This window comes from Streptomyces liangshanensis (genome assembly GCF_011694815.1).
Taxonomy (GTDB): Bacteria; Actinomycetota; Actinomycetes; order Streptomycetales; family Streptomycetaceae; genus Streptomyces; species Streptomyces liangshanensis.
Map to the genome: position 1 here is coordinate 5,979,364 of NZ_CP050177.1, position 26,869 is coordinate 6,006,232.

Sequence of the window (26,869 nt, forward strand, 5' to 3'; positions counted from 1 at the left end):
CCCGTTTCCCGCGTGTTGTTCTCACCGCACGCCGGGCGACCGTGCTAGGCTTACAAGCGTTGCAGTTTTGGTACCCATGAACTTTATGTGCGCCTGACGGAAACTCGCTCAGGCGCATTATTGTTTTTGCCGGCTTCTCCGGATGGGGCTCAATGCGGCGACGAGGAATTCGTGAAGTGCGGATTTCCGGCTCTGCACCTGTTTTAGGAGAATGACATGGCTACTGGCACCGTGAAGTGGTTCAACAGCGAAAAGGGCTTCGGCTTCATCGAGCAGGACGGCGGCGGCGCCGACGTCTTCGCCCACTACTCGAACATCGCCACCCAGGGGTTCCGTGAGCTCCAGGAGGGCCAGAAGGTCTCGTTCGACGTCACGCAGGGCCAGAAGGGCCCGCAGGCGGAGAACATCGTCCCGGCCTAGTTCCCGGACGTGTACCTCGCAGCCGGGGCTCGCACCGTGCAGGTGCGGGCCCCGGCTCGCGCTGTTCTCAGGCCGCTGTTCTCAGGCCCAGGAAGGCTTTACTGAATGACTCGCCCCGAGCGGCAGGACCGTGCTGCCAGACCTGCCGGCAAACGCCCGGTGAATTCACGCGGACAGGGCTCCGCGCGCGGTACGGCGAAGGCCCCGGCCCGCCGTGCCCCCGCCCGCCCCCAGGAATTCACTCTGCCGGAGACCCTTACCCCCGCACTGCCTGCCGTCGAGGCGTTCGACGAGCTCGACATGCCCGCCGGGCTGCTGAAGACCCTCACCGCCCAGGGCGTGACGGAACCCTTCCCGATCCAGGGCGCGACGCTGCCCAATTCCCTCGCGGGCCGTGACATCCTCGGCCGCGGACGGACCGGCTCCGGCAAGACCCTGGCCTTCGGGCTCGCGCTCCTCGCCCGCCTCGCGGGCCGCCACGCCGAGCCCAAGGCCCCCCTCGCGATGGTCCTCGTGCCCACCCGCGAGCTGGCCCAGCAGGTGACCGACGCGCTCACCCCGTACGCCACGGCGGTGAACCTCAAGATGGCCACGGTCGTCGGCGGGATGTCGATCACCAAGCAGTCGGGACAGCTGCGGCGCGGCGCCGAGGTGCTCGTCGCGACCCCCGGACGGCTCAAGGACCTCATCGAACGCGGCGACTGCCGCCTCGACCAGGTGGACATCACCGTCCTCGACGAGGCCGACCAGATGGCCGACATGGGCTTCATGCCGCAGGTCACCGCGCTGCTCAAGCAGGTGCGGCCCGACGGCCAGCGGATGCTGTTCTCCGCGACGCTGGACAAGAACATCGACCGGCTCGTACGGCAGTACCTGACCGACCCCGTCGTGCACTCCGTCGACCCCTCGCAGGGCGCGGTCACCACGATGGAGCACCACGTGCTGTACGTCCTGGACGAGACGGACAAGAAGGCCGTCACGACCAGGATCGCGGCCCGCGACGGCCGGGTGCTGCTCTTCCTGGACACCAAGCGCTCCGTGGACCGGCTGGTCAAGCGCCTGCTGGCCAGCGGCGTACGGGCGGCCGGGCTGCACGGCGGCCGTTCGCAGCCGCAGCGCAACCGCACCCTCGACCAGTTCAAGACCGGCCAGGTCACCGCGCTCGTGGCGACCAACGTGGCGGCCCGCGGCATCCACGTGGACGACCTCGACCTCGTCGTGAACGTCGACCCGCCCGTCGACCACAAGGACTACCTGCACCGCGGCGGACGCACCGCCCGCGCGGGGGAGTCCGGCAGCGTCGTGACGCTGGTCCTGCCCGAGCAGCGGCGGGAGATGACCCGTCTCATGTCCGACGCGGGCATCGACCCCAAGTCGGCCAGGATCAAGTCCACCGACGAGGAGCTGGCGGTCCTCACCGGCGCCCGGGAGCCCTCCGGGATCGCCGTGGTCATAGAGGTGCCCCAGCCCGTGGTCCAGCAGAAGCAGAAGCCGCGCACCGCCCGCCCCGCCCGTTCCGGGTCACGCGGTGCCGGACGCTCCACCACCGGGGGCACCCGTACAGGGGCCACGGGCGGCGCGCGTTCGGCCGCGGGCGGGGGCGCCGGAAGCGGCGCCCGCACCGGCGGAGGCGCCAGGACCGGCGGCGGTACGGGAGCCGGCAACGGCGGCCGTGGCCGACGCGGCCGGGGCGGCGGCGGAGCGGGCGGCGAGGGCGGCGGAGGCCGCCGTACCGCGGCCTGATCCACGGCCCCACGGCACACCACCCGAACGCCCGGCAGCGCCCACGCGCCGCCGGGCGTTCGCGCGTCCGGGCGCGGTCCGGTCGCAGTCCGGCCGCCCGGCGACGGGATCGGGCGGCCGTCGGCGGTGCGTGACGCGCGTGGCTCCTGAGGCGGTACGAACGGGATCCGGACGGTGAACGAACCGGGAAATCAGGCATGTTGGGGGGCCGCGGTCTTGACGTGTACATATCTACGCGCGTCATCATGGGCGCATGCGAATTCCCCCACGTATCGCCGCCCTGGGCTCCGTCGTAGCCCTCGCCTCCACGCTCCTGGCCGGCACGGCCGCCGTCACCGCTTCCGCGGCCCCCAGCGCCGTCGGCAGCATCTGCTACGGCAGCCTGCCCTCACAGGCCAGGACGACCCTCAGCCTCATCGCCCGTGGCGGGCCGTTCCCGTACTCCCAGGACGGTGCCGTCTTCCAGAACCGCGAGCGTCTGCTCCCCCTCCAGGCCTCCAGCTACTACCACGAGTACACCGTCGTGACCCCCGGCTCCCCCGACCGCGGCGCCCGCCGCATCATCACCGGCAAGAAGGTCGACGAGGACTACTACACCTCCAACCACTACGCCTCGTTCTCGCTCGTCAACTACGGCTGCTGACAAGCCCCTGAGAACACGACGGACGACGGGTCCGGGCGGCCACGGCCGCCCGCCCGGGGAAAGGTAGCCTCCGTCCCATGACCGTGACCTATGTGATCGACGGGGCGGAGGTCACCGACCTCGACAGCTTCTGGCGGGTGATCGGCGCCGCGGTGAACGGACCCGGCGGGTACTTCGGGCGCAATCTCGACGCGCTCGTCGACTGCCTGCGCGGCGGGTTCGGCACGCCCGACGACGATGACTTCGCCTTCGAGTGGCGCGCCCACGACGTCTCGCGCGCGGCCCTGGACCGGGCGCGGGCCGGCGGCGGGCCCTCGGTGTTCGGCGAACTCGCCGAGATCATCGAGGAGGGCGCGCCGGGCGGCCTGCGGCTCCTCTGAGGGGCCGGTACGAGGCGGGCCGCGACGCGAGGCGGTCCGCTACGACGCGGGCCGCTACGAGGCCTGGTCGGGATCCGGCAGCGGGATCCACTTGTGCGACCAGGCGATGACCGACTCCAGCACCGGTTCCAGTTCGAGGCCCCTCTCGGTGAGGTGGTACTCGACCTGGACCGGTGTCGTGTCCAGGACCCGGCGCTCGATCAGCCGGTCCTCCTGGAGCGCGCGCAGCCGCTGCGCCAGCATCGTGTCGCTGACGCCCGGGATGGCCGCCTTGATCTGCGCGTACCGATGCTGCCCGGTGAACAGGGCGCGCAGGACCGCGCCGGTCCACCGGGTGCCGATCAGCTCGATCGCCGTGTGGAAGCGCACGCACACCGGGTGGATGTCGGTCACGGCGTCACGGCCGCCGGCCGGGGCGCGCGCAGCGGGCGCAGTGCCTCGCCGACCCGCTTGAGCTCGTCGAACATCGCCTTCGCGGAGCCGGTCATGGCGTCGGTGGCCGCCAGGCTCCCGTCCTCGTCGACGAGCCGGTGGGCGAAGGGGATGGGCACCGCCTCGAACACCGGGGTCATCCGGAGCGTGGTGACGACCTGCTTGATCATCTGGGCCGCCCGGGTGCCCCCGGCGACCCCGCCGTAGCTGACGAGGGCGACCGGCTTGTGGTGCCACTCGTTGTGCAGGTAGTCGATGGCGTTCTTCAACTCCGCGTTGTAGCCGTAGTTGTACTCCGGCATGACGAACACGAAGGCGTCCCCCTCCGCGATCCTGGCGCTCCAGTCGCGGGTGTGCTGGTGGACGTACTGACCCAGCCGCGGGTGGTTCGGCTCGTTCATGAACGGCAGGTTCACCTCGGCGAGGTCTATCAGCTCGACCTCCTCGAAACCACCGTGCTCGCGTGCCTCCGCATCGACCCACCGCCCGATGGTCAGGCCGATCCGGCCGGGCCGCGTGCTCGCCACGATGATCTTCAGGTGTGCCACTGCTGTCTCCTTGTGCGGGGTGTCGGCCGGTACGGCCCCCGGCACCCCGAAACGGGGGTGACCGGTACGGGAAGAGACTACGGATTCCTTAGTCGATAATCAAAGCGTAGTGACTATCGTGCGCGGGAGGGACCGGCCGTCCCGTCAGTGGCGCCGGGGGAGCGTCCGTTCCAGGCGCCGCCGCTCCGGCCCTTCCGGTACGTAGCGCACCGCCTCCACCGCCGTCCGGCGCGCCCCGCCGCCCGCGTCCCCGTCCGCCAGGATCCGGGCCAACGCCCCCACCGCGCGCGGGTCCTGACGTACCGCCAGACCACGCGCCGCCGCCGCGGCCGTGTCCGCCTCCGGGTCGTCGAGCCGGGCCGCCAGCGCCTCCCGCAGGGTGGGTGTGTCGTCCACCACACCCGCCAGGCCCCGGACGGCCGCTTTCCGTACGGAGGCGTCCGCGTCGCCGCTCAGCAGGATCAGCGCCCACACCCCGTCCCCCTGACCGTCCGGTACGAGCCCGGCCAGCGCCGCCGCCACCCGCCGCCGCACCCCCGCGTCCCGGTGGCCCGAGTGGCGCAGGATCTCGGGCAGCGCGCCCGGATCGCCCTGGCGCCCGAGCCCCGTCACCACCGCGCCGATCAGCGTCGTCTCCGTCGCCCCGCGCGACAGCTCCCGCAGCAGCGCCACCGCACGCGCGGTGAACCGGCCCGCGCCCTCCGCCGTGTCCTGCGCCGCGCCGTCCGTGGCCCCGCCCAGGCCCGCCAGGACGTCCGCCGCGAAGGCCTGCCGCAGCGCATCCTCGCCCGCACACCACGCGGCCGCCGCGAGGAACGTCTCCTCGTCGCCGCGCCGCCACAGCGCGGCCGCCGCCTCCGACCAGTCGTCCCGGCCGCGGTCCCCGCAGCGCAGCGCCCGGCCCGCCAGTTCCTCGTACGGCGTGCGGACGCCCGACTCGGCCTCCAGCAGCGTGGCGACCGCGGCGTGCCCCGTCTGCTGCTCCTGGCCGGCCACCGGCAGCCCGTCCCGGAGCAGTTCCACGACGACGGTCTCGGAGCCGTCCTCCTCGATCCGGCGCACCACGGTCTCGTACCCGTCGCCGTAGGCGCGCAGCAGCCCCGCGCGCACCTCCCGCTCCACGTCGACCCCCATCCAGCGCCGCGCCTCGGCGAGCGCCGCGGCCAGCGTGCCGGTGTCGGGGGTGGGGTCGGGGGATCGGGCGTCGGGGGCCGTGCTGTGGGCGTCCGGGTCCGTGTCCGCGTCCGTGCCGGTGGTCGGCGCGCCGCGGGTGCCCGCGCCGTACCGCAGCAGGACCCGGGTGGTCGAGGGGGAGCCGCGTCGGGCGGCGAGCACCAAGGGTGGTTCGTCGCCGGGGCCCGGGAGGTCCGGGTCCGCGCCGTGCTCCAGCAGCGCTTCCGCCGTGTCGGGGAAGCCCTGGACGACGGCCCAGGCCAGGGCGGTGAAGCCGAAGGCCTCCCGCCGGTCGGGCCGCGCGCCCGCGGCGAGCAGCGCCCGTACGACCTCGGTGTGGCCGCCGCTGGCGGCCCCGCACAGGGGCAGGTCCGCGCCGTCGGGGCCGCTGCCGCGCTCGGGGTCGGCGCCGGCGGCGAGGAGCAGCCGTACCAGGCCGGGTTCGTCGCTGACGGCCGCGAGGTACAGGGCGCTCTGGCCGTCGTCGTCGGTCGCGTCGGCGGGGACGCCGGCCCGCAGGAGGTGGACGACCGTGTCGTCCGCGCCGCTCAGCACCGCCTCGAACAGGCCATGCACACCCGCTGTTGGCTCGATCGTCATGCTTCGACCCTACGTGCGAGACCTGTGCGGGCGTCCGCGCGAGTCCTGTGCGGGCGTCCGGAGGCGGTCGGCCGGTCCGCCGGGGCCCTTTCCGCTGAGCACGGTCCGTCAGGCCGCCCCGTACCGCCGCCTGCTCCTCAGGTGTCGCACTCCAGGACCGTCCCGCACAGCCCGCAGCGGGCCCTGACCCGGCCCCGGACCGGGACCCGGATGCGCTGGTGGCAGGTCGGGCAGGGGAACGCGACGCGCAGCCCGTCGGGGAGGTGCTCGAAGGCGTACGGCAGGGCCGGGTCGGGGGCGCCGTCCGCGCGGCCGGGGTGGTCCAGCGCGTACCGCCGCTCCTTCGCGTACCGGTGGCGTCCCAGCCGGCCGGCCGTCGTCAGCGGCGGCTGCTGCTCGTCGCGCAGGGCCTGCGCGCGGCCCTTCGCGTACGCCGTGTAGCCCTGCGGGCTGGTGAACCAGATCCGGGGGTCCTCGTCGAAGACGAGCGCGCGCTTGGCGAGGACGTAACCGAACTCCTCGGGGGTCAGGTAGCCGAGCTTCTGGCTGGAGTCGCGGTCCTCGCGGTACGCGTCGAGCAGCAGCCAGCCGGCGCCGAGGTAGGTGGTGGCGGTGTCGGTGAGGATCTCGTTGTCGCGGGTGCCGGGGAAGGTCAGCCCCAGCCGGTGCAGCAGGACGTGGGTGATCTCGTGGGCGAGCGCGGCGCCGATGTCCCTGCGGTGGGTGCGGAAGCGGTTGTTGAGCTCGACGAAGTACTCGGGCCCCGCGGTCAGTTCGACGCTCGCCGCGTGTTCCATGTCGCGGAAGCTGACGATGACGCGCGCGTCGGGCAGCCGGAGTTGCTGGACCAGCGCGTGCGCCACCCGCTGGGTGCCCAGGTGGAGGTCGTCGTGGTCGGAGAAGGCGACGTCGGCCGGGGCGACGCTCGGCGCGTACCGGCGGACGCCCTCGGGGGAGAGCCGCCGGTAGAGCGCGGTGATCGCGGCGCGCGCGGTCTCCAGGTGCGGATAGCCGTGCATGACCTCGGTTCCCTGTGCCACGTCCGTACCCCCCTGCAAGGACGGTCATCCGCGATCCACTCTACGGCGGCGCGGTCGTGCGCCGCTGTGGGCGGGGCGGCGTAGGGCCGGTGCGTCGCTGTGGGCGGGGCGATGGAGGGGCCGGTGCGTCGCCGTGGTCGGTGCGGCGGAGATGGCAGAGATGGCGGTGCGTCGCCGTGGCCGGGGCGGTGGAGGTGGCGCTGCGTCGCCGTGGCGGAGGTGGCGGCGTGGTCGTGCCGTGCCGTGGCCGGGGCGGTGGCCCGGGGCCCGGCGTCCGGTCAGCGGACGGCGACCGGCGGGCGCCCCTTGCCCGTGGCCGGATCCGGGTCCTTGTGGCGGGGTGGGCGCGCTCCCCATAATCCGGAGCACGTTTTGTCGGGGCCATGTCAGGCCCCTCTCCCGTGCCCCCCACGAAAGGGCAGATCCATGAACCAGCTCGTGCGCGCATTCAAGAGATGCGCCGCCGCCGGTGCCGTCATCCTCGCCGCGGTCAGCCTCCAGTCCCCCTCCGCCTCCGCGTCGCCCCTGCCGGCCCCCGAGGCCAGGACCGCCGCCGTCGCCCCCGTAGCTCCCCCCGTCGTCGGCGGTACCCGCGCCGCGCAGGGCGAGTTCCCCTTCATGGTCCGGCTCTCCATGGGCTGTGGCGGCGCGCTCTACTCCCCGACCATCGTCCTCACCGCCGCGCACTGCGTGAACGGCTCGGGCAACAACACCAGCATCACCGCCACCGCCGGTGTCGTCGACCTGAACAGCAGCAGCGCGATCAAGGTCAGGTCCACCAAGGTCCTCCAGGCCCCCGGCTACAACGGCGCGGGCCGGGACTGGGCGCTGATCAAGCTCGCCAGCCCCATCAACCTGCCGACCCTGAAGATCGCCACGACCACGCAGTACAACACCGGCAACTTCACCATCGCCGGCTGGGGCGGGGCGACCGAGGGCGGCGCCCAGCAGCGCTACCTCCTCAAGGCGACCGTCCCGTTCGTCTCCGACTCGGTGTGCAACGGGCCGTCCTCGTACGACGGTGACGTCATCGCCTCCCAGGAGATCTGCGCCGGATACGCCCAGGGCGGCACCGACACCTGCCAGGGCGACTCGGGCGGCCCCATGTTCCGCAAGGACAACGCGGGCGCCTTCATCCAGGTCGGCATCGTGAGCTGGGGCAACGGCTGTGCGCGGCCGAACTTCTACGGTGTGTACACGGAGGTCTCGACCTTCGCCTCCGCGATAGCCTCGGCGGCGGCCGGTCTCTGACCCCGCCTCCCGCACCACCCGCGCGCGCCGGGATCCCGCATCCTGATCACGACCCGGCGCGCGCGGCCCGGCCGGTCTAAGCTCCGAACCCATGACCACGAGCAACACCGGCGTCGACGACTCCGTACGCGCCGAACTGAACCGCCTCCGCGAGAGCATCGACAACATCGACGCGGCCGTCGTCCACATGCTGGCCGAGCGCTTCAAGTGCACCCAGCAGGTCGGCGTCCTCAAGGCCGAGCACCAGCTCCCCCCGGCCGACCCGGCCCGCGAGGCCCGGCAGATCACCCGGCTGCGGCAGCTCGCGGAGAGCGCCCGGCTGGACCCGGCCTTCGCCGAGAAGCTCCTGAACTTCATCATCGCCGAGGTGATCCGCCACCACGAGACGATCGCCGACGAGGTGACACACGGCGGCTCGGCCGCCGACGGGGGTACGCGTGGCGGATCGGCCGCGGGGGATGTGGCGCAGGGCGGTTCGGCCGCGGACGGTGCGACGCACGACGAGTGACGCGCGGCGGTCCAGCCGCCCAGCGTGGCGGCGCGTGGCGGTTCGGCCGCGGAGGACGTGACACACGGTGGTTCGGCCACGGGCCGGGCGCGGCGCACGACGAGTGACGCGCGACAGTTCAGCTGTCGGCGGCGCGGGGCGTGGCGGTTCAGCCGCAGAGGGCGTGACGCAGGGCGGTTCGGCCGCGGGCCGGGCGACGCAGGGCGAGTGACGCGCGACGGTCTGGCCGCCAGCGGGGCGGGGCGTGGCGGTTCGGCCGCGGAGGGCGTGACGCACGACGGTTCGGCTGTGGAAGACGGCCGTACGGCGGTTCGGCCGCCGACCAGGTGGCGCGCACCGGCGTGACCGGTGGGGACGCGGCGCAGGGCTTGCCGGGCGACGGCAGGGTGACGCGGGCCGATCCGGCCGGCCACCCGGAGTGACGGCAGGGGCGCGGACGTGCCCGGCGCGGTGACAAGAACAGCGCCCCGCGACCCCCGGCCCCGGCGGCATCGCCCACAGCGGAACGTACCCCGATGCGCGGGGACAGGCCCATCCGGCACCATGTCCCCCATGTCCGTACTGACGCGCGACGAAGCGCAGACCCGAGCCCAGTTCCTCGATGTGCACCGGTACACGATCGCTCTCGATCTCACCACCGGCGAGGACACCTTCGACTCCCGCACCGTCATCCAGTTCACCGCGCGGGCGGCCGGGGACACCTTCGTCGAGCTCAAGCCCGCCGCGCTGCACTCCGTCACCGTCGACGGCACCCCCCTCGACCCCGCCGCGCTCGACGGGAACCGGCTCGCCCTCACCGGGCTCACCGAGGGACCGCACGAACTGCGCATACACGCCGACATGCGCTACTCCCGCACCGGCGAGGGCATGCACCGCTTCACCGACCCCGCCGACGGCGAGACGTACACGTACACCCAGCTCTTCATGGACGACGTCCAGCGCGTCTTCGCCGCCTTCGACCAGCCGGACCTGAAGTCCGTCTTCGAGGTGACCGTCACCGCCCCCGAGGAATGGACGGTCCTCGGCAACGGCGTCGCCACCAGAACCCCCGAAGGCCCCGCGGGACACTGGACGATCGCGCCCACCCCCCTCATCTCCACCTACCTCGTCGCCGTCGCCGCCGGCCCCTGGTACTCCGTGCGCACCGAACACGCCGGACTGCCCTTCGGCATCCACTGCCGCCGCTCGCTCGCCCCCCACCTCGACACCGACGCCGACGAGATCCTCTCCATCACGCGCGCCTGCTTCGACCGCTACCACGAGAAGTTCGAGGAGCCGTACCCCTTCGACTCCTACGACCAGGCGTTCGTACCGGAGTTCAACGCGGGCGCCATGGAGAACCCCGGACTCGTCACCTTCCGCGACGAGTTCATCTACCGCTCCGCCGTCACCGACACCGAGCGCCAGACCCGCGCCATGGTCGTCGCCCACGAGATGGCGCACATGTGGTTCGGCGACCTCGTCACCCTCGCCTGGTGGGACGACATCTGGCTCAACGAGTCCTTCGCCGAGTACATGGGCTACCAGATCCTCACCGAGGCCACCCGCTTCACCGACACCTGGGTCGACTTCGGCATCGCGCGCAAGGCCTGGGGGTACGACGCCGACCAGCGGCCCTCCACCCACCCCGTCGCCCCCGACCCGGACGCCGTCCCCGACACCGCCTCCGCGCTCCTCAACTTCGACGGGATCTCGTACGCCAAGGGCGCCTCCGCCCTGCGCCAACTCGTCGCCTGGCTGGGCGAGAAGGACTTCCTCGCCGGCATCAACGTCCACTTCGCCCGGCACAAGTTCGGCAACGCCACCCTCGCCGACTTCATCGACAACCTCGCCTCGGCCACCGACCGCGACGTGCACGCCTGGGCGGCGCGGTGGCTGCGCACCAGCGGCGTCGACACCCTCACCCCGCGCGTCACCACCGCCGACCAGGGCTGGACCCTCGGCGTCACGCACGACGGCAGCAGGCCGCACCGCGTGTCCGTCGGTACGTACGACCTCGACGTCGTCGACCCGGCCAAGCTCGTCGCACGCGACCGCTTCGCACTCGACGTGCCCCTCACCGAGGCCCCCGAGACCAGGCCCGGCCGCCGCCCCGCCCTCGTCGTCCTCAACGACGGCGACCTCACGTACGCCAAGGTCCGCCTCGACCCCGCCTCCTGGGACACCGCGCTGCGCGCCCTGTCCGGCGTCCCCGGCGCCCTCACCCGCGCCGTCATCTGGAACGCGGCCCGCGACATGGTCCGCGACGGCGAACTCGCCCCCGCCGCCTACCTGGACGCCGCCCGCGCCCACCTGCCCCACGAGAGCGACCTCGCCCTCGTCCAGGGCGTCCTCTCCTTCGCCGCGGTCCAGATCACCGACCGCTACCTCGCCGGCGCCGACCGGCGCGCCGCCCTCACCACCCTCACCGCCCTGTGCCGCGACCTCATCCGCCGCACCGAGGACGGCAGCAACCCCGGGCTGCGCCTCACCGCCGTACGCCACTTCATCGACGCCGCCACCCAGCCCGACGCCCTTCAGGACTGGCTCGACTGCGGCAGCGTCCCCGGCGGACCCGAACTCGACCCCGAACTGCGCTGGCGCATCCTCACCCGCCTCGCGATCCTCGGCGCCGCCGACGAGCGCGTCATCGCCGCCGAACTGACCGCCGACCCCAGCGCCACCGGCCAGGAAGGCGCTGCCCGTTGCCGCGCCGCCCTGCCCGACCCGGAGGCCAAGGCCGCCGCCTGGGCCCGGCTCTTCGCCAACGACGACCTGTCCAACTACCTCTTCGCCGCCACCGCCCAGGGCTTCTGGCAGCCCGAACAGGCCGATCTGGTACGGGAGTACGTGCCCCGCTTCTACACCGAGGCCGTCGCCCTCGCCGACCGGCGCGGCCCCGCCATGGCCGAGGTCGCGGGACGCCACGGATTCCCCGTCCACGCCGTCGACCAGGACACGCTGCGCCTCGGCCAGGAGTGCCTGGACAACGCCGAGATGATCCCGGCCCTACGCCGCAAACTCGCCGACCAACTCGACGACCTGGAAAGGGCCCTGAGAGTACGAGGCGCCTAACCCCACCACCGGGTCCGGCCGGCCCCCTCAGGCCGCCCGGCCCCCCGGCCGCCCCACCAGCCAGGCCCCGCCCGCCCCCGCCGGGACGGGCCAGGGCGGCCCGCCCCGCGCCCGCTGGCGCCCCGCCCCGGGACGCGCTTTCCCCGCACCGGCCGGCCGAGCACCCGCCGTCGCGTGCGGCGAGGACAGGCCGTCCTCGCCGGGACGCGGCGGCCCGCCCCGCACCCGGCGGCGTACCCCCGCCGGGGACGCCCTTCCTCCGCACCGGCCCGCCGCGCGCCCGTTGCCGTGCGGCCGGGACCGGCCCTCTCCGCCGGGACGCGGCCGTACGCCCCGCCGGGTGCGGCCAGGGCGGGCTGCCCGCGTCCGGGCGCGCACCCCTGGCCCGGGAGGCCCTCCTCCCTCCGCGCCGGGCCGGCCCCCCCAGGACCGGCCGCCCCGCGCGCGGCGGCGTACCCAGGCCCGGAACGGCCTTCTCCCGCGCCGCCCCGGCGCGCCCCCGGCGTGCCAAGGCGATGCCGTCGCGGCCGATACTCCTTACCGGTTCCGCTCGTTGTGCTCCACGGGCACGTACGACCACCGAACCTGAAGGACCCCCCTATGCGCACGCCACCCCCCGGTACGCCCCTCCCGCCGCTCGCGGGTGGCGCGCACGGTTCCGACGCGTTGCGGCCCCTCCTCGGCACCGTTCTCGACGCCCTCCACGACGGCGCCGCCGAGCGCGGCGGACCCCTCCCCGCCGGCGGCCCCGACCGCGTCGCCGAGCACCTCCGTACCGCCGCCGAACCCGTCCTCCCCGACACCGGCACCGGACCGGGCGAAGCCCTCCGTACCCTCGTCCACGCCCTCGCGCTCGGCGCCGCCGACCCCGCGCACCCCCACTGCGCCGCCCACCTGCACACCCCGCCGCTCGCGCTCGCCGTCGCCGCCGACCTCGCCGCGTCCGTCCTCAACCAGTCCATGGACTCCTGGGACCAGGCCCCCGCCGCCTCCGCGCTCGAAGCACTCGTCACCCGCGCCCTCGCCGACGAGGTCTACCCCGCCCCCGGCGCGCCCGACGCGGTCCTCACCACCGGCGGCACCGAATCCAACCAACTCGCCCTCCTCCTCGCCCGGGAACGGCACGGCCCCACCGTCCAGGTCGTCTGCGGCGACCACACCCACCACTCCGTCCACCGCGCCGCCTGGCTCCTCGGCCTGCCCCGGCCCGTCACCGTCCCCACCCCCACCGGCACCCTCGACCCCGCCGCCCTCGACGCGGTCCTCACCGCCCTGCGCGGCCCCCTCCTCGTCACCGCCACCGCCGGCACCACCGACACGGGCCGCATCGACCCCCTGAGCGCCCTCGCGGACCTCTGCGACACCCACGGCGCCGCCCTCCACGTCGACGCCTCCTACGGCGGCCCGCTCCTCCTCAGCCCCACCCACCGCCCCCTGCTCGACGGGATCCACCGCGCCCACAGCGTCACCCTCGACCTCCACAAACTCGGCTGGCAGCCCGTCGCCGCCGGCGTCCTCGCCGTCCCCCGCACCGGCGACCTCGCCCCCCTCGCCCACACCGCCGACTACCTCAACGCCGACGACGACACCGAGGCCGGCCTCCCCGACCTCCTCGGCCGCTCCCTGCGCACCACCCGCCGCGCCGACGTCCTCAAGATCGCCGTCACCCTCAAGGCACTCGGCCGCACCGGCATCGCCGCGCTCGTCGACCGCGTCCTCGACGCCGCCCAGCTCCTCGCCGACCTCGTCGAGGACCGGCCAGGACTGGAGCTGTACGAACGCCCCACCCTCACCACCGTGTTGTTCCGCCCCACCGGCGCCCCCGACCGCACCGTCGCCGCCGCCCGCCGCACCCTCCTCACCGAAGGCACCGCCGTCCTCGGCCGGGCCCGCGCCGACGACCGCCTCTGGTTCAAGGCAACCCTGCTCAACCCCCACGCCACCCCCGGCGACCTCGACACACTGCTCCGACTCGTGGAAGGCAGCACCCGCCGATGACCGACCGGCCCAACGACCTCGACGACCCCCACGACCTGGTGGGCATCGGCATCGGCCCGTTCAACCTCTCCCTCGCCGCCCTCGCCGACGGCGTCCACGGCGGCCTCGCCGCCACCTTCTACGACCAGAGCCCCGCCTTCCACTGGCACCCCGGGCTCCTCATCGACGACACCACCCTCCAAGTCCCCTTCCTGGCCGACCTGGTGACCCTCGCCGACCCCGCCAGCCCCTGGTCCTTCCTCAGCTACCTTCGCGCCCGCGACCGGCTCTTCCCCTTCTACGTCGCCGAGCGCTTCCACATCCAGCGCGCCGAGTACGACGCGTACTGCCGCTGGGTCAGCGAACAACTCCCCGGACTCCACTTCGGCCACCAGGTCGACGCCGTCCGCTGGAACCCCGAACGCAAGCTGTTCGAGGTCGACTTCACCCAGCTCGACCCCGACGGCGAGGTCGAGGCCCTCGGCCGCGCGTACACCCGCAACGTCGTCCTCGGCATCGGCACCGAGCCCTACGTCCCCGAACCCCTCAAACCCCTCGCCGAGGCCCCCGCCGTCCCCGTCGTCCACTCCGCCGACTACCTCGACCACCGCGCACGCCTGCTCGCCGCCGAGCACATCACCGTCATCGGCTCGGGCCAGTCCGGCGCGGAGATCTTCCTCGACCTGCTCCGCGCCCGCCCCGCGGGCGCCGAGAAACTCCACTGGCTCGCCCGCACCGAGGCGTTCGCCCCCATGGAGTACTCCAAGCTCGGCCTGGAACAGTTCACCCCGGACTACACCCAGTACTTCCACGCCTTGCCCGAGCAGGTACGCGACGACCTCGTCCCCCGCCAGTGGCAGCTCCACAAGGGCATCGACGCCGCCACCATCGCCGCCATCCACGACGAGCTCTACCGGCGCACCCTCCACGGCGGCTGGCCCGACGCCGTCCTCACCCCCGGGGTCTCCGTCCGTACGGCGGGCCGCGTCGCCACCACCAAGGTCGAACTCCACCTGGAACACCGCCAGCAGGGCACCCGCACCCGCCTCACCACCGACGCCGTCGTCCTCGCCACCGGCTACCGCGAACGCCCCTTCGACCGGATCCTCGCCGGCCTCGACCCGTACCTGCGCCGCGACAGCTCCGAGCGCCCCCGCGTCGACGCCCACCACCGGCTCGTCCTCGACCGCAGCGTCACCGGCTCCGTCTACGTACAGAACGCCGAACGCCACACCCACGGCGTCGGAGCCCCCGACCTCGGGCTCGCCGCCTGGCGCAGCGCCACCATCCTCAACCACCTCACCGGCACCGAGCCCTACCCGCTGCCCCGGCGCACCGCCTTCACCAGCTTCGGCCTCGACGGGCGGGACCGGACCCGCTCGGTGCCCGCACCGAGGAGTCTGGTCCCGCTCACCGAGGTCCGCTGAACAGGCCCTGCCGAGCCGCGCCTAGAAGACCGGCACCCCGTCCCGCGTCAGCGTCCAGTCCACGGACCCGAACACCGCCGGGTCGACCGTGCCCGTCGCCCGTACCCACTCGATGATCGTGTTACGGATCTCGTTCGAGTTCGCCCACAGCTGCTGGGCGGCGGCCACGTGCGGGAAGTTCCCGCCGCCGCTCGCCCGGTAGTTGTTCACCGCCAGCACGAACTTCGCCGCCGGGTCCAGCGCCGCCCCGGCGAAGCGGAGATCCACGATCCGCGACCCCGCCGGCTTCGCGATGTCGATCTCGTACGTCAGCCCCGACACCGCGTCGTAGTTGTAGTCAGGGGTGTTGGCCGCGTTCGTCAGCTTCGACGTGTCCACCACCGCGCCCGCCGGCGTCTGGACGTAGTACTTCGCCGAGAACTCCAGGTACTCCTTGATCTGAGCACCCGTCAGGAGGCGCGCCTCCATGGTGTTCTCGAACGGGTAGAGCCCCGCCGCGTCCTTGATGGTCACCGGACCGGCCGGGATCGCCGCCGTACGGGAGAAGCACGACGCCTGCGACAGCACCGGCAGCGCCGCCCACTCGGTGCCCGCCAGGGCCGCCTTCACGGTCTCCGTCTGCACGTGGTTGATCAGGTCGATGATCGGCTCGTCCTTCCACGGCGCCTCCACCGTGGACATCGCCGCCGACGACGTACCGATCACCTGGTTCACGTACGCCACCACCTTGCGGTGCTCGTCCGCGAGCAGCCCGGTGATCCGCCGGTCCTCCGCCACTGTGTTGGAGTTCAGGACCTTCGACGTCACCCGCTCCACCGACCAGCCGCCGCGCTCACGCACCAGCTCGATGTCGAACAGCGTCAGCCGCTGACCCCACTTGGCCGGCTCGGAGAGGACAACCTCCTTGCCGGTCTTCGTGTTGACGACCCGTCGCTCCGCGATCTCCTGGTGCGCGTGCCCGACCAGAATCGCGTCGATGCCCGGGACCTGCTGCGCGACCAGCGTCGCCGCGTTCTCCACGTACGGCACCTGGTCGCCGTACGACGACGAGCCGTCCGTACCCGAGTGCGCCGACACGATCACCACGTCCGCGCCCATGGACCGCAGCTTCGGCACCCACTTCGCCGCCTTCTCCTCCAGACCCGGGAACGTCATCTTGCCCTGCACGTTGGCCTTGTCCCAGATCGCGATCCCCGGGTTCGTCAGCCCCAGGATCGCCACCTTCACGTCATGGCCGGACGGCGTCCGCAGCTTCTTGATCACGTACGGCGCGAAGGCCGGCCTCAGCGTCTTCGCGTCCAGCGCGTTCGCCCCCAGCAGCGGGAAGTCGCACTGCTCCTCGAACTTCCGCAGCACCGGGATGCCGTAGTTGAACTCGTGGTTGCCGAGGGCCGCCGCGTCGTAGCCGATCGCGTTCATCGCCTGCGCCATCGGGTGCACCGGACCGCGCTTCGCCGTGATCGGGTCGACCTTGGCGTAGTAGTACGACAGTTGGGTGCCCTGGATCGTGTCGCCCGCGTCGATGAGCAGCGTGTTGCGGTGGCCCTTCTCCGCGCGGACCTGGTCCACCAGCGTCGAGATCTTCGCCAGGCCGACGTCGTTGTGGGCCGCGTCGTCGAACTCCTTGTCCGTGAAGTAGTCCCAGTTGAAGACGTTCCCGTGCAGGTCCGTGGTCCCCATCACGGTGAGCGAGTACCGCTGCGGCGGACGCCCGTGCCCGTGACCGTGGTCCCTGCCGGTCGCCTCCGCCGGCATCGCCGCGCCGCCCACCAGCGCCACACCCGCCCCGGCGGCGGCCGAGCGCTCCAGGAACGTCCTTCTGTCCAGCGGCATTTCTTCTCCCTCGATCCGCGGCACAACGTGTGCACAACGCGCGTAGATTCTGGCCCACGAGCGGGTGACCGCAACACCCCCGACGGGTTGCGATCCGATGACCGCGGGCTGTCGCCCGCCGTACCCGGGTGCGAGAGTGTGCGCATGACCGACGACGCCCCCACCACCACCGCGACCCCGCCCTACGGCACCCCCGAGACCCCGCGCGTCGCCGTCCGCGGCGAAGCGCGCCTGGAGGTCGACCCCGAGATCGCCCGGATCACCGTCACGGTCAACGCCCGCGGCACCGACCGGCGCGCCGCGCTCGACGACCTCACCCGCCGCAACGCGGACGTCCTCGCCCTCGTCAAGTCGTACGGCGACTCCGTCGAGAAGCTGGAGACCGGCTCGTTCTCCATCAGCCCCGAACTCACCCGCCACGGCAGGGGAGAACGCGTCCGCGCCTACCACGGCAGCGTCCATCTCACCGTCGAGCTCGCCGACTTCACCGCCCTCGGCGAACTCACCACCCGCCTCGCCGACCTCGACCTCACCCGCGTCGGCGGACCCTGGTGGTCCCTGCGCCCCGACTCGCCCGCCCACGGCGAGGCCCGCCGCCAGGCCGTCCGGGAAGCGGTCCAGCGCGCCCGCGAGTACGCCGAGGCCCTCGGCGCCCGACTCGCCGCGCTCGTCGAGCTCGCGGACCTGGGCGCGGAGAACGCCGGCGGTTACGCCCCGGCGCCCGGCTACGGGATGCAGCGGGCCTCCTTCGGCGGCGCGCCGGCCTCCGACGAGCCGCCCGTGCTCGACCTCGAACCGCAGCGGCAGACCGTGCACGCCCAGGTGAACGCGCGCTTCACGATGACGCCACCGGAGCTGTGAGACCGCCGGTCCCGCGACGGCGCCGCACGCGTCCCTCCGGTCCCTCCCGGCCCGTCGACCCCCGGCGCCCGGCGCTCCCCGGCCCCGTCCCTCCCGGCCCTACCGGACGGTAAGTCGTACGCTCGAACTATGCGCCGAGCGAAAATCGTCTGCACCCTGGGACCCGCCACGGATACGTACGACCAGGTGAAAGCCCTGGTCCAGGCCGGGATGGACGTCGCGCGCCTCAACCTCAGCCACGGCACGTACGCGGACCACGAGGAGCGCTACCGCCACGTGCGCAAGGCCGGCGAGGAGACCGGCCGCGGCGTGGGCGTCCTCGCCGACCTCCAGGGGCCGAAGATCCGGCTGGGCGTGTTCCCCGACGGGCCCGTCATGCTGGAACGCGGCGACGAGTTCACCCTCACCGTCGACCACGTTGCGGGGGACCGCCACCTCTGCGGCACCACGTACGACGGGCTGGCCAAGGACGTCGACACCGGCGACCGCATCCTCGTCGACGACGGCAAGGTCGCGCTGGAGGTCACCTCCGTGGAAGGGCCCCGCGTCCACACCCTCGTCATCGAGGGAGGCATGGTCTCCGACCACAAGGGCATCAACCTCCCCGGCGTCGCCGTCTCCGTCCCCACGCTCTCCGCGAAGGACGCCGACGACCTGCGCTGGGCCCTGCGCACCGGCGCGGACCTCATCGCCCTCTCCTTCGTACGGAGCGGACGGGACATCGCCGAGGTGCACCGGATCATGGACGAGGAGGGTCACCGGCTCCCCGTCATCGCCAAGATCGAGAAGCCGCAGGCGGTCGAGGACATCGCGGGCATCGTCGCCGCCTTCGACGGGATCATGGTCGCCCGCGGCGACCTCGGCGTCGAGATGCCCCTCGAACAGGTCCCGCTCGTCCAGAAGCGCGCGATCACCCTGGCGAAGCGCAACGCCAAGCCCGTCATCGTCGCGACCCAGATGCTCGAATCGATGATCGAGCACTCCCGGCCCACCCGAGCGGAGGCCTCGGACGTCGCCAACGCGGTGATCGACGGCACGGACGCGGTGATGCTGTCCGGCGAGACGAGCGTGGGGGCGTACCCCGTCGAGACGGTCAGGACGATGGCCCGCATCGTGGAGGCGGCCGAGGAGGACCTCCTGTCGCGGGGCCTGGCCGACATCCCCGCGCACACGAAGCCCCGCACCCAGGGTGGCGCGGTGGCCCGCGCGGCGGCCGAACTGGGCGACTTCCTGGGCGCGAAGTTCCTGATCGCGTTCACCGAGTCCGGCGACACCGTCAAGCGCCTCTCGCGCTACCGCTCCCCGATCCCCCTCCTGGCCTTCACCCCGGTCCCGGCGACCCAGGCCCAGCTGAACCTGACCTGGGGCGTGGAGGCGTACCTGGCCCCGGAGGTCGACACGACGGACGAGATGGTCGCCCAGGTCGACGAACACCTCCTCCGCGTGGGCCGCTGCCAGAAGGGCGACCTGGTGGTCATCACAGCGGGCTCACCCCCCGGCATGCCGGGCGCCACCAACCTGGTCAGGGTTCACCACGTGGGCGAGGACGACAGCCCCAAGTAGCCCGCCCCACTCACCATTTGGACCCGACATGACGGTCCATCAGCGCTACGGACGCGCGCTTGGCCACGGATATGTTCTGTACGGTACGGGCCTGGTTGGTCGGCTTCCATTCCACGCCGACCGCGTCCAGGGCGTCGGTGAAGAGCCGCAGGATGTCGGTGGACGCGTTGGAGAAGAAGTAGCGCGGGTACTCGTACCGCTTCCGCCGGCCGCCGATGGTCTTCTCGGTCCAGTTGGTCACCCGGCAGCCGTCCGAGTGGATCAGCCCCGGACGAAGTCCCACGGGTGGGCCTCCACGACGGCCCGCTGCCACGGGACGAGGGCGATCGGCCGCTCGTGCTTCTTACCGGGGCCGTGTTGCGGGAACAGGCGGGGCCAGTGGCGGTCGTAGCTGGTGACCATGACGCACCCTTCCTTGCGGAGGGTGTACACGGGTGCGCAGGGCTGGACGGCTGTGATCGCCCGGCGGCACAGGTCGATGAGGCCGGGCCAGGTGTCGGCGCAGGCTATGCGCAGGTGGTAGCCGCCGTGGGGGTGTGGGCTGAGGCAGCCGTCGCCCAGGTAGAGACCCAGCAGGTAGGCGTAGGCGGTCCGGTCGGAGCCGTGGAGGTTCATGCGGCCACTCTGCGTAATCGAGGGTCGCGCCGGACGCAAAGAAGTGGATGTTCACGAGAACGTGAACATCCACTTCTGTCGAGCGGTACCCGGTGTGGGATTCGAACCCACATGCCCAAAGGGCACGGCATTTTGAGTGCCGCGAGTCTGACCAGTTCCTCCAACCGGGCAAGCAAGGGGAGCTGGCAGGAAGTGTACCGGTTCACCGGATCCCGCCGCTGCTAGGTAGGCTCATCAGCAGCAGCAGCGTCCTGTCCGGCAACGAGGAGCCCCCGTGACCACCCCCGAGTCGCCCCAGCCCGACGATGACGACAAGTCGCACGTCCCGCCGCTGACGACGCGTGTCGTCATCGCCGAGGACGAGGCCCTGATCCGGCTCGACCTCAAGGAGATGCTCGAGGAGGAGGGGTACTCGGTCGTCGGCGAGGCCGGGGACGGGCAGACGGCCGTCGAGCTGGCCCGGGAGCACCGGCCCGACCTGGTGATCCTCGACGTGAAGATGCCCGTCCTGGACGGGATCTCCGCCGCCGAGAAGATCGCGGAGGAGTCCATCGCCCCCGTCCTGATGCTCACCGCGTTCTCGCAGCGCGACCTCGTCGAGCGGGCGCGGGACGCCGGGGCCATGGCGTACCTGGTGAAGCCGTTCAGCAAGAGTGACGTCGTGCCGGCCATCGAGATGGCCGTGTCGCGCTTCACCGAGCTGCGCTCGCTGGAGGCGGAGGTCGCGGACCTCACGCAGCGGCTGGAGACCCGCAAGCTGGTGGACCGCGCGAAGAGCGTGTTGCAGACGCAGTACGGGCTGACCGAGCCCGCCGCGTTCCGCTGGATCCAGAAGACGTCGATGGACCGGCGCCTGTCGATGCAGCAGGTCGCCGAGGCGGTCATCCTGGACGCCGAGGAGAAGAAGGCCGCGAAGGCCAAGGGCGAGTAGCCCCCGGGGACGGGGGAGTGGGACATGGAGGAGGGCCCGGCGCCTGTACGCGGCGCCGGGCCCTCCTCCGTATCCGTACGGGCGCTCAGTCCTCGCCCAGGTACGCCTTGCGCACCGACTCGTCGTGCAGCAGGTCACGGCCGGTCCCGGACAGGACCACCTTGCCGATCTCCATCACGTGCCCCTGGTCGGCCAGCGAGAGCGCGGCCTGCGCGTTCTGCTCGACCAGCAGGATCGTCGTGCCCTGGGCCTTCAGCTCGACGATCGTCGCCATGATCTTCTGCATCATGATGGGCGAGAGGCCCATGGAGGGCTCGTCCAGCATCAGCAGCTTCGGCTGGGACATCAGCGCCCGCCCCATCGCGAGCATCTGCTGCTCGCCGCCGGACAGCGTGCCCGCCGCCTGCTTGCGCCGCTCGCCCAGGATGGGGAAGAGGTCGTAGGCGCGCTGGATGTCCTTGGCGATGCCGGCCCGGTCGTCCCGCAGGAACGCCCCGAGGCGCAGGTTGTCCTCGATCGACATGCGGGGGAAGATGTGCCGGCCCTCGGGGGAGTGCGCGAGTCCGAGGGCGACGATCTGGTGCGCGGGCACCTTCTTCAGTGACTTGCCGTTGAACCTGATCTGCCCGCCGACCGGCTTGAGCAGCCCGGAGAGGGTGCGCAGGGTGGTCGTCTTGCCGGCCCCGTTGGTGCCGATGAGCGTGACGACCTCGCCGGCCTCGACGCTGAACGAGATGCCCTTGACGGCCTCGATCTTGCCGTAGGCGACGCGCAGGTCCTCGACTTCGAGAAGTGCGGCCATCAGTCGTTCTCCTTGCTGGCGTCGCCGGTGGTGCCGGCGTTCTCGGCGGATCCGGTGCCGGCGGATCCCGCGGCGGCTCCGGACCCGGCGGCACCGGACCTCGCGGCGCCGGCCTCGGCGGCCGCCACCTCCGCCGCCTCCTCGTCGCCCGGGGCGCCCTCGAAGGGCTCCCCGAGGTACGCGGCGACCACCCGCTCGTCGCCCTGCACGGTCTCGCTGTCGCCCTCGACGAGCTTCTCGCCCTGGACGAGGACGGCGACCCGGTCGCACAGGTTGAAGATGAAGCGCATGTCGTGCTCGATGACGAGGACGGCGATGCCCATGTCCCGGATGGCGAAGACGAGTTCCTCGGTGGTCCGGGTCTCCTGCGGGTTCATGCCGGCGGTGGGCTCGTCGAGGAGCAGCAGGCCGGGTTCGCTCGCGAGGGCCCGGGCGATCTCCAGCTTGCGCTGTTCGCCGTAGGGCAGGTTGCGGGCGAGGTGTTCGGCCTTGGCCTCCAGGCCGATGAACTCCAGGAGTTCCATGGCGCGTGCCTTGGAGGCGGCCTCGGCCCGGTGGAAGCCGGGGCCGCGCAGGAGCGCGGACCAGAGGCCTTCCTTGGTACGGGTGTGGCGGCCGACGAGCACGTTCTCCAGGACGGTCATGTTGCCGAAGAGGCGGATGTTCTGGAACGTACGGGCGATGCCGGCCGCGGTGACCTTGAAGGACTTGGACGGCAGGACGGTGCCCTTGTAGCGGACCTCGCCCTCGGTGGGGATGTAGAGGCCGGTGAGGCAGTTGAAGAAGGTGGTCTTGCCGGCGCCGTTGGGGCCGATGAGTCCGACGATCTCGCCCTTGTTGACGGTGAGGTCGACGGAGCGTACGGCGGTGAGGCCGCCGAATCGCATGGTGACGCCCCGGGCGTCGAGGACCACGTCGCCGGGCGCGGTGGCCGGGGCGGTGTCCTTCGTCGTGGTGTCGGTGGTCATGGATCAGGCCCCTGTCTTGCTGAGGACTGCGGGCGCTTCGGCCGCTTCGTGGAATTCGAGCTGACGGCGCCGGTTGGGGATGAGGCCTTCGGGACGGAAGCGCATCAGGAGGACGAGCGCGATGCCGAAGGCGAGGAGCTGGTAGTCGCCGAGGAACTGGAGCTTGGCGGGGATCAGGTAGAGCAGGGAGGCGCCGACGAGGGGTCCGCTGATGGTTCCCATGCCGCCGAGGACGACGGCGGCGAGGAGGAAGGCGGAGTTCGGCGGGACGACGTGCGCGAACTGGTACTGCTCGGGTGTCACGGTGTAGGTGACGTGTGCCTGGACGGTGCCGGCGAGGCCGGCGAGCGTGGCGCCGAGGGCGAACGCGATGAGCTTGACCCGGAAGCCGTTGATGCCCATGGCGAGCGCCGCGGTCTCGTCCTCGCGGATGGCGACCCAGGCGCGTCCGATGCGGGAGTCGCCGCTGCGCCGGAAGACGATGACGACCACGAGGGTGATGATCAGCATCAGGAAGAAGTAGTTCGCGAAGCGCCCGATGGTGATGCCGAAGACGTCGTGCGGGATCCCGAAGTCGAAGCCGAACATCTGGAGGTTCGGGATCGAGGAGATGCCGTTCGACCCGTTGGTGATGTCGGGGCCGGAGGTGCCGTCGAGGTTGTTGACGGTGATCCGGAAGATCTCTCCGAAGCCGAGGGTCACGATGGCGAGGTAGTCGCCGCGCAGGCGCAGGGTGGGGGCGCCGATGAGGACGCCGAACACCATGGACGCCGCGGCGCCGACGAGGACCGCCCCGAAGAAGGGGAGGTGGATGTCGAAGGGGGACGACGGGGATCCGGAGACCATGGCCGCCGCGTAGGCGCCGACGCCGAGGAAGGCGACGTAACCGAGGTCGAGGAGGCCGGCGAGTCCGACGACGATGTTCAGGCCCAGGGCGACGGTGGCGAAGATGAGGATGTAGACGCCGATGGTGGCGTACCGGTCGTCGGACTGGGTGAACGGGAAGGCGGCCGCGGCGGCGAACGCGCCGGCCATGGTGACGTTGCGGTGCCGGGAGGTGATGACGGAGATCCGCACCATGAGGCCGGACTTGGAGATGGCCGCGAAGCCGAAGCCCGCCGTGATGAGGAACCCGATGAAGAGTTCGTCGTACCCGGTGCCGATGCCGTACGTGAAGACGAGCAGGCCGAGGGCGAGTGCCGCGACGATGATCAGGATCTCGACGTAGGAGGGCAGGGTCGGGGCGGGCTTCGACCGGCCGGTGGCGAAGGCCGCCTTCCAGGTGTTGGCGGTGCCGGCGGCCCGGTGCTTGAACGCGTCCCATCCGTCGTCGTCCGGGTCGACCGGGTCGGGCGCGGGGCGGTGGAAGGGCAGGGCGAGGGCGCCGACCAGGGCGACGAGTGTCGCGACGGCCGCGACGAAGCCGCCCGGTTCGAGGTTGGCGAGCCCGCCGAGCTGGACGCTGATCGCCAGCACGGTGTACCAGGCGGTGCCGAAGGCGGCGAGCGCCGCGAACTTGATGGAGCTGTCGGCGCCGGCCGGGACGAGCCACTGGAGGCCCTTGACCCCGTAGGAGGCGAGGCCGAACAGGGTGGTCAGCACGCCCGCGACGAGGACGAGCCACTGGAGTCCGCCGGGGTACCCGTAGACGGTGAGGTCACCGGGGAAGGCGGAGGTCCAGGTCCAGGAGAGGAAGGCGGAGACGATCGTGAGGGCGCCGCCGCCGGTCGCCAGGGCCCGTGCCGGACCGGCCGGGAGGCCGATGAGGCCGGACGGCGCGTCGTGCTCGGGCGTGCGCGGGGTTTCCGCTGTGGTGGTCTGTGTCGTCATCGGTGTCACGCCCTGTCCGCGACGCGCTCGCCGAGGAGGCCCTGTGGCCTGACGAGGAGCACGACGATGAGAAGTACGAAGGCCCAGACGTCGGCCCAGGACTGGCCGCCGAGCTGCTGCATGCCGGGGATGTCGCTGATGTAGGCCGTGGCCATGGTCTCGGCGATGCCGAGGGCGAGACCGCCCAGCATGGCGCCGTAGATGTTCCCGATTCCGCCGAGGACCGCGGCCGTGAAGGCCTTGAGGCCGAGGATGAAGCCCATGCGGAAGTTGATCTCGCCGTACTTGAGGCCGTACGCGACGGCTCCGACGGCGGCGAAGGCGGCGCCGAGGGCGAACGCGACCACGATGATGCGGTCGGTGTTGATGCCCATGAGCTTGGCCGTGTCCGGGTCCTGCGCGGTCGCCTGCATGCCGCGGCCGGTACGGGTCTTGGCCACGAAGTAGGCGAGGATCGCCATGCAGATCGGTGCGGCGACGAGCAGGAAGATGTCACCGGTCTGGATGGTGACGCTGCCCAGGTGGAAGGGGCCGCCGGAGATCTCGGGGAAGGTGCGGGACGACTTCGCCTCCGGGTACCAGGCCCAGACCGCCTGCTGGAGGGCGAGGGAGAGGCCGATGGCGGTGATGAGCGGGGCGAGCCGGGGTGCGGTACGGAGCGGTCGGTAGGCGAATCGTTCCGCCCCGACCGCGATGGTGGTGGCCACGACGATCGCCCCGATGATCATGAGCGGGAGGGTGAGCCACATGGTGGTGCCGGTGGGAAGTATGAGCCAGACCGTCAGGGCGCCGAAGCCACCGGTCATGAAGATCTCGCCATGGGCGAAGTTGATGAGCTGGACAATGCCATAAACCATCGTGTAGCCGATGGCGACGAGCCCGTACATGGATCCCAGTAGCAGGCCGTTGACCAGCTGTTGCGGCAGTTCGTGCACCGCAGGTCCTCCGAGTCTTTCGACGGATGTGACAACCGCGCGGGGCGCTGTTCTTCGCAGCGCCCCGCGCGGCTGGGGAAGTTGGTGCGGGTGGGAAAGGTCAGCCGGCGTAGGTACCGGACTTGACCGGGACCCAGGCGTCGCCCTTGTACGCGTACACGGTGAGCTGCTTGTTGGTCGCGTCACCGAACTCGTCGAAGGAGACCTTGCCGGTCACACCGTCGAAGGAGACCGTCTGGAGGGCCTCGACGACCTTGGCGCGGGCGTCGTCGGGGAGCTTGCCGTCATTGGCGTCGACAACCTTCTTGACCGCCTCGATGATGGCCCAGCCGGAGTCGTAGGAGTAGCCGCCGTACGCCTCGTAGGCGTCCTTGTAGCCGGCCGCCTTGTAGTTGGCGACGAACTCCTTGGCCGAGGGGAGCGTCTCGACCGGCGCGCCGACCGAGGTGGCGAGGTCGCCCTCGCCCTCCTTGCCGGAGAGCTTGATGAAGTCGGCGCTGTAGATGCCGTCACCACCGACGAGCGGGATCTTGGCGCCGGACTTCTTGATCTGCTTGCTGAGCGGGCCGGCCTGCGGGTACTCGCCGCCGTAGTAGACGACGTCCGCGCCGGAGTTCTTCACCTTGGTGACGACGGCACCGAAGTCCTTGGTGTCCGGGTTGATGTGCTCGGTGCCGACGACCGCGCCGCCGAGCTTCTTGAACTCGGTCGTGAAGGTGGCGGCCAGGCCGGCGCCGTAGGTCTTCTTGTCGTCGATGACGAAGACCTTCTTCTTCTTCGCGTCGTTGAACAGGTACTGCGCGGCGAACGGGCCCTGGATGGCGTCCGTGGTCGCGGTGCGGAAGTACGAGGCGTACGGGCGCTTCTTCGTGCCGCCGTTCCACTCCGTGCCCTGCGTCAGGGCCGGGTTGGTGTTGGCGGGCGAGACCTCGGCGAGCTTCGCGTCGTCGAAGACCTTCTGCATGGACTCGGCCACCGAGGAGTTCAGCGGGCCGACCACACCGAGGACGGACTTGTTCGAGACGAAGTTGACCGCGTTCTGCTGCCCGGAGGACGGCTGCGCCTGGTCGTCGAGCGCTTCCACCTTGAAGGTGATGCCGTCGACGTACTTCTTCGTGTTGGCCTGCTTGGCCGCGAGGTCGACGGAGTTCTTGATGCCGAGGCCCAGCGCGGAGAGGTCACCCGTCAGCGGGGCGTCGACGCCGATGACGACCGTGGTGCCGGCGCTGTCGCCGGAGCCGGAGTCGTCGGAGTCACGGGAGCCACAGGCGGTGAGCGTGAGAGCTCCCGCGGTGAGCGCAGCCATCACGGCTATGAGCGAACGTTGACGCACGA

Annotated in this window: 22 protein-coding genes, 1 tRNA gene and 1 pseudogene; 12 read left to right on the forward strand and 12 right to left on the reverse strand. The window is 71.8% G+C overall.

Annotated features, from left to right (window positions below; translation table 11 throughout):
• The first annotated feature begins 216 nt into the window (after nt 1-216).
• The 4 genes from HA039_RS25960 (at nt 217) to HA039_RS25975 (ending at nt 3,186) form a co-directional block, all read left to right on the forward strand.
• A complete protein-coding gene (locus HA039_RS25960; RefSeq protein ID WP_015607926.1) occupies nt 217-420 on the forward strand; it encodes a cold-shock protein in 204 nt (67 codons plus the stop codon).
• 105 nt (nt 421-525) lie between these two features.
• Nucleotides 526-2,163, forward strand: a complete 1,638-nt coding sequence (locus tag HA039_RS25965) for a DEAD/DEAH box helicase (protein ID WP_167033777.1) — start codon at nt 526-528, stop codon at nt 2,161-2,163.
• Between the two features lie 253 nt (nt 2,164-2,416).
• Nucleotides 2,417-2,806 (forward strand): guanyl-specific ribonuclease, encoded by a 390-nt coding sequence (locus tag HA039_RS25970; protein WP_167033778.1) that lies wholly within the window; start codon nt 2,417-2,419, stop codon nt 2,804-2,806.
• Between the two features lie 77 nt (nt 2,807-2,883).
• On the forward strand, nt 2,884-3,186 hold the full coding sequence (locus HA039_RS25975; protein WP_167033779.1) for a barstar family protein: 303 nt from the start codon (nt 2,884-2,886) through the stop codon (nt 3,184-3,186).
• Nucleotides 3,187-3,240: 54 nt separating this feature from the next.
• On the opposite strand, the gene HA039_RS25980 is transcribed toward HA039_RS25975, so the two are convergent.
• From HA039_RS25980 to HA039_RS25995, 4 genes are all read right to left on the reverse strand, one after another.
• On the reverse strand, nt 3,241-3,579 hold the full coding sequence (locus HA039_RS25980) for a winged helix-turn-helix transcriptional regulator (protein WP_167033780.1): 339 nt from the start codon (nt 3,577-3,579) through the stop codon (nt 3,241-3,243).
• Nucleotides 3,576-4,166: an NADPH-dependent FMN reductase gene (locus tag HA039_RS25985; RefSeq protein WP_167033781.1), complete on the reverse strand. Its 591-nt coding sequence runs from the start codon at nt 4,164-4,166 to the stop codon at nt 3,576-3,578. The genes HA039_RS25980 and HA039_RS25985 overlap by 4 nt, the downstream gene beginning before the upstream one ends.
• A 144-nt stretch (nt 4,167-4,310) precedes the next feature.
• The gene (locus HA039_RS25990) at nt 4,311-5,939 is read right to left on the reverse strand and encodes an ankyrin repeat domain-containing protein (RefSeq protein WP_167033782.1); all 1,629 of its coding nucleotides are present in this window, start codon (nt 5,937-5,939) and stop codon (nt 4,311-4,313) included.
• Between the two features lie 137 nt (nt 5,940-6,076).
• A complete protein-coding gene (locus HA039_RS25995; protein WP_208298840.1) occupies nt 6,077-6,958 on the reverse strand; it encodes a hypothetical protein in 882 nt (293 codons plus the stop codon).
• 447 nt (nt 6,959-7,405) lie between these two features.
• Between HA039_RS25995 and HA039_RS26000 the strand changes: the two genes are divergently transcribed.
• The 5 genes from HA039_RS26000 (at nt 7,406) to HA039_RS26020 (ending at nt 15,196) form a co-directional block, all read left to right on the forward strand.
• Nucleotides 7,406-8,230 (forward strand): S1 family peptidase, encoded by an 825-nt coding sequence (locus HA039_RS26000; RefSeq protein WP_167033784.1) that lies wholly within the window; start codon nt 7,406-7,408, stop codon nt 8,228-8,230.
• A 91-nt stretch (nt 8,231-8,321) separates the two neighbouring features.
• The gene (locus HA039_RS26005; protein ID WP_167033785.1) at nt 8,322-8,738 is read left to right on the forward strand and encodes a chorismate mutase; all 417 of its coding nucleotides are present in this window, start codon (nt 8,322-8,324) and stop codon (nt 8,736-8,738) included.
• Nucleotides 8,739-9,290: 552 nt separating this feature from the next.
• On the forward strand, nt 9,291-11,792 hold the full coding sequence (gene pepN / locus HA039_RS26010; RefSeq protein ID WP_167033786.1) for an aminopeptidase N: 2,502 nt from the start codon (nt 9,291-9,293) through the stop codon (nt 11,790-11,792).
• 600 nt (nt 11,793-12,392) lie between these two features.
• A complete protein-coding gene (locus HA039_RS26015) occupies nt 12,393-13,790 on the forward strand; it encodes a pyridoxal phosphate-dependent decarboxylase family protein (protein WP_167033787.1) in 1,398 nt (465 codons plus the stop codon).
• Entirely contained in the window at nt 13,787-15,196 is a 1,410-nt protein-coding gene (locus HA039_RS26020) for a lysine N(6)-hydroxylase/L-ornithine N(5)-oxygenase family protein (protein WP_167033788.1), read from the forward strand. The genes HA039_RS26015 and HA039_RS26020 overlap by 4 nt, the downstream gene beginning before the upstream one ends.
• A 21-nt stretch (nt 15,197-15,217) precedes the next feature.
• On the opposite strand, the gene HA039_RS26025 is transcribed toward HA039_RS26020, so the two are convergent.
• The gene (locus HA039_RS26025) at nt 15,218-17,029 is read right to left on the reverse strand and encodes a bifunctional metallophosphatase/5'-nucleotidase (RefSeq protein ID WP_167033789.1); all 1,812 of its coding nucleotides are present in this window, start codon (nt 17,027-17,029) and stop codon (nt 15,218-15,220) included.
• Nucleotides 17,030-17,173: 144 nt separating this feature from the next.
• Here HA039_RS26025 and HA039_RS26030 point away from each other — a divergent pair, with 144 nt between their 5' ends.
• Both HA039_RS26030 and pyk read left to right on the forward strand, forming a co-directional pair.
• Nucleotides 17,174-17,890: an SIMPL domain-containing protein gene (locus tag HA039_RS26030; protein WP_167033790.1), complete on the forward strand. Its 717-nt coding sequence runs from the start codon at nt 17,174-17,176 to the stop codon at nt 17,888-17,890.
• 129 nt (nt 17,891-18,019) lie between these two features.
• Entirely contained in the window at nt 18,020-19,453 is a 1,434-nt protein-coding gene (gene pyk / locus HA039_RS26035) for a pyruvate kinase (protein WP_167033791.1), read from the forward strand.
• A gap of 10 nt (nt 19,454-19,463) precedes the next feature.
• Here pyk and HA039_RS26040 read toward each other — a convergent pair.
• Together HA039_RS26040 and HA039_RS26045 are read right to left on the reverse strand one after the other, a co-directional pair.
• A pseudogene (locus HA039_RS26040) lies at nt 19,464-20,068 on the reverse strand (helix-turn-helix domain-containing protein).
• Between the two features lie 86 nt (nt 20,069-20,154).
• Nucleotides 20,155-20,238 (reverse strand) — tRNA-Leu (locus HA039_RS26045).
• 104 nt (nt 20,239-20,342) lie between these two features.
• On the opposite strand from HA039_RS26045, the gene HA039_RS26050 reads away from it, so the two are divergent.
• The gene (locus tag HA039_RS26050) at nt 20,343-20,999 is read left to right on the forward strand and encodes an ANTAR domain-containing response regulator (protein ID WP_167033792.1); all 657 of its coding nucleotides are present in this window, start codon (nt 20,343-20,345) and stop codon (nt 20,997-20,999) included.
• Between the two features lie 85 nt (nt 21,000-21,084).
• Here HA039_RS26050 and HA039_RS26055 read toward each other — a convergent pair whose 3' ends face one another.
• The 5 genes from HA039_RS26055 to HA039_RS26075 all read right to left on the reverse strand — a co-directional run bounded on the left by HA039_RS26055 (nt 21,085) and on the right by HA039_RS26075 (nt 26,867).
• Nucleotides 21,085-21,801, reverse strand: coding sequence for an ABC transporter ATP-binding protein (locus HA039_RS26055; RefSeq protein ID WP_167033793.1), 717 nt, complete (start codon nt 21,799-21,801; stop codon nt 21,085-21,087).
• On the reverse strand, nt 21,801-22,769 hold the full coding sequence (locus tag HA039_RS26060) for an ABC transporter ATP-binding protein (protein WP_167033794.1): 969 nt from the start codon (nt 22,767-22,769) through the stop codon (nt 21,801-21,803). Before HA039_RS26060 ends, HA039_RS26055 begins: the two co-directional genes overlap by 1 nt.
• Before the next feature lie 3 nt (nt 22,770-22,772).
• On the reverse strand, nt 22,773-24,599 hold the full coding sequence (locus HA039_RS26065; RefSeq protein WP_167033795.1) for a branched-chain amino acid ABC transporter permease: 1,827 nt from the start codon (nt 24,597-24,599) through the stop codon (nt 22,773-22,775).
• 5 nt (nt 24,600-24,604) lie between these two features.
• Nucleotides 24,605-25,534, reverse strand: coding sequence for a branched-chain amino acid ABC transporter permease (locus HA039_RS26070; RefSeq protein WP_167033796.1), 930 nt, complete (start codon nt 25,532-25,534; stop codon nt 24,605-24,607).
• 100 nt (nt 25,535-25,634) lie between these two features.
• The gene (locus HA039_RS26075; protein WP_167033797.1) at nt 25,635-26,867 is read right to left on the reverse strand and encodes a branched-chain amino acid ABC transporter substrate-binding protein; all 1,233 of its coding nucleotides are present in this window, start codon (nt 26,865-26,867) and stop codon (nt 25,635-25,637) included.
• Nucleotides 26,868-26,869: the final 2 nt, after the last annotated feature.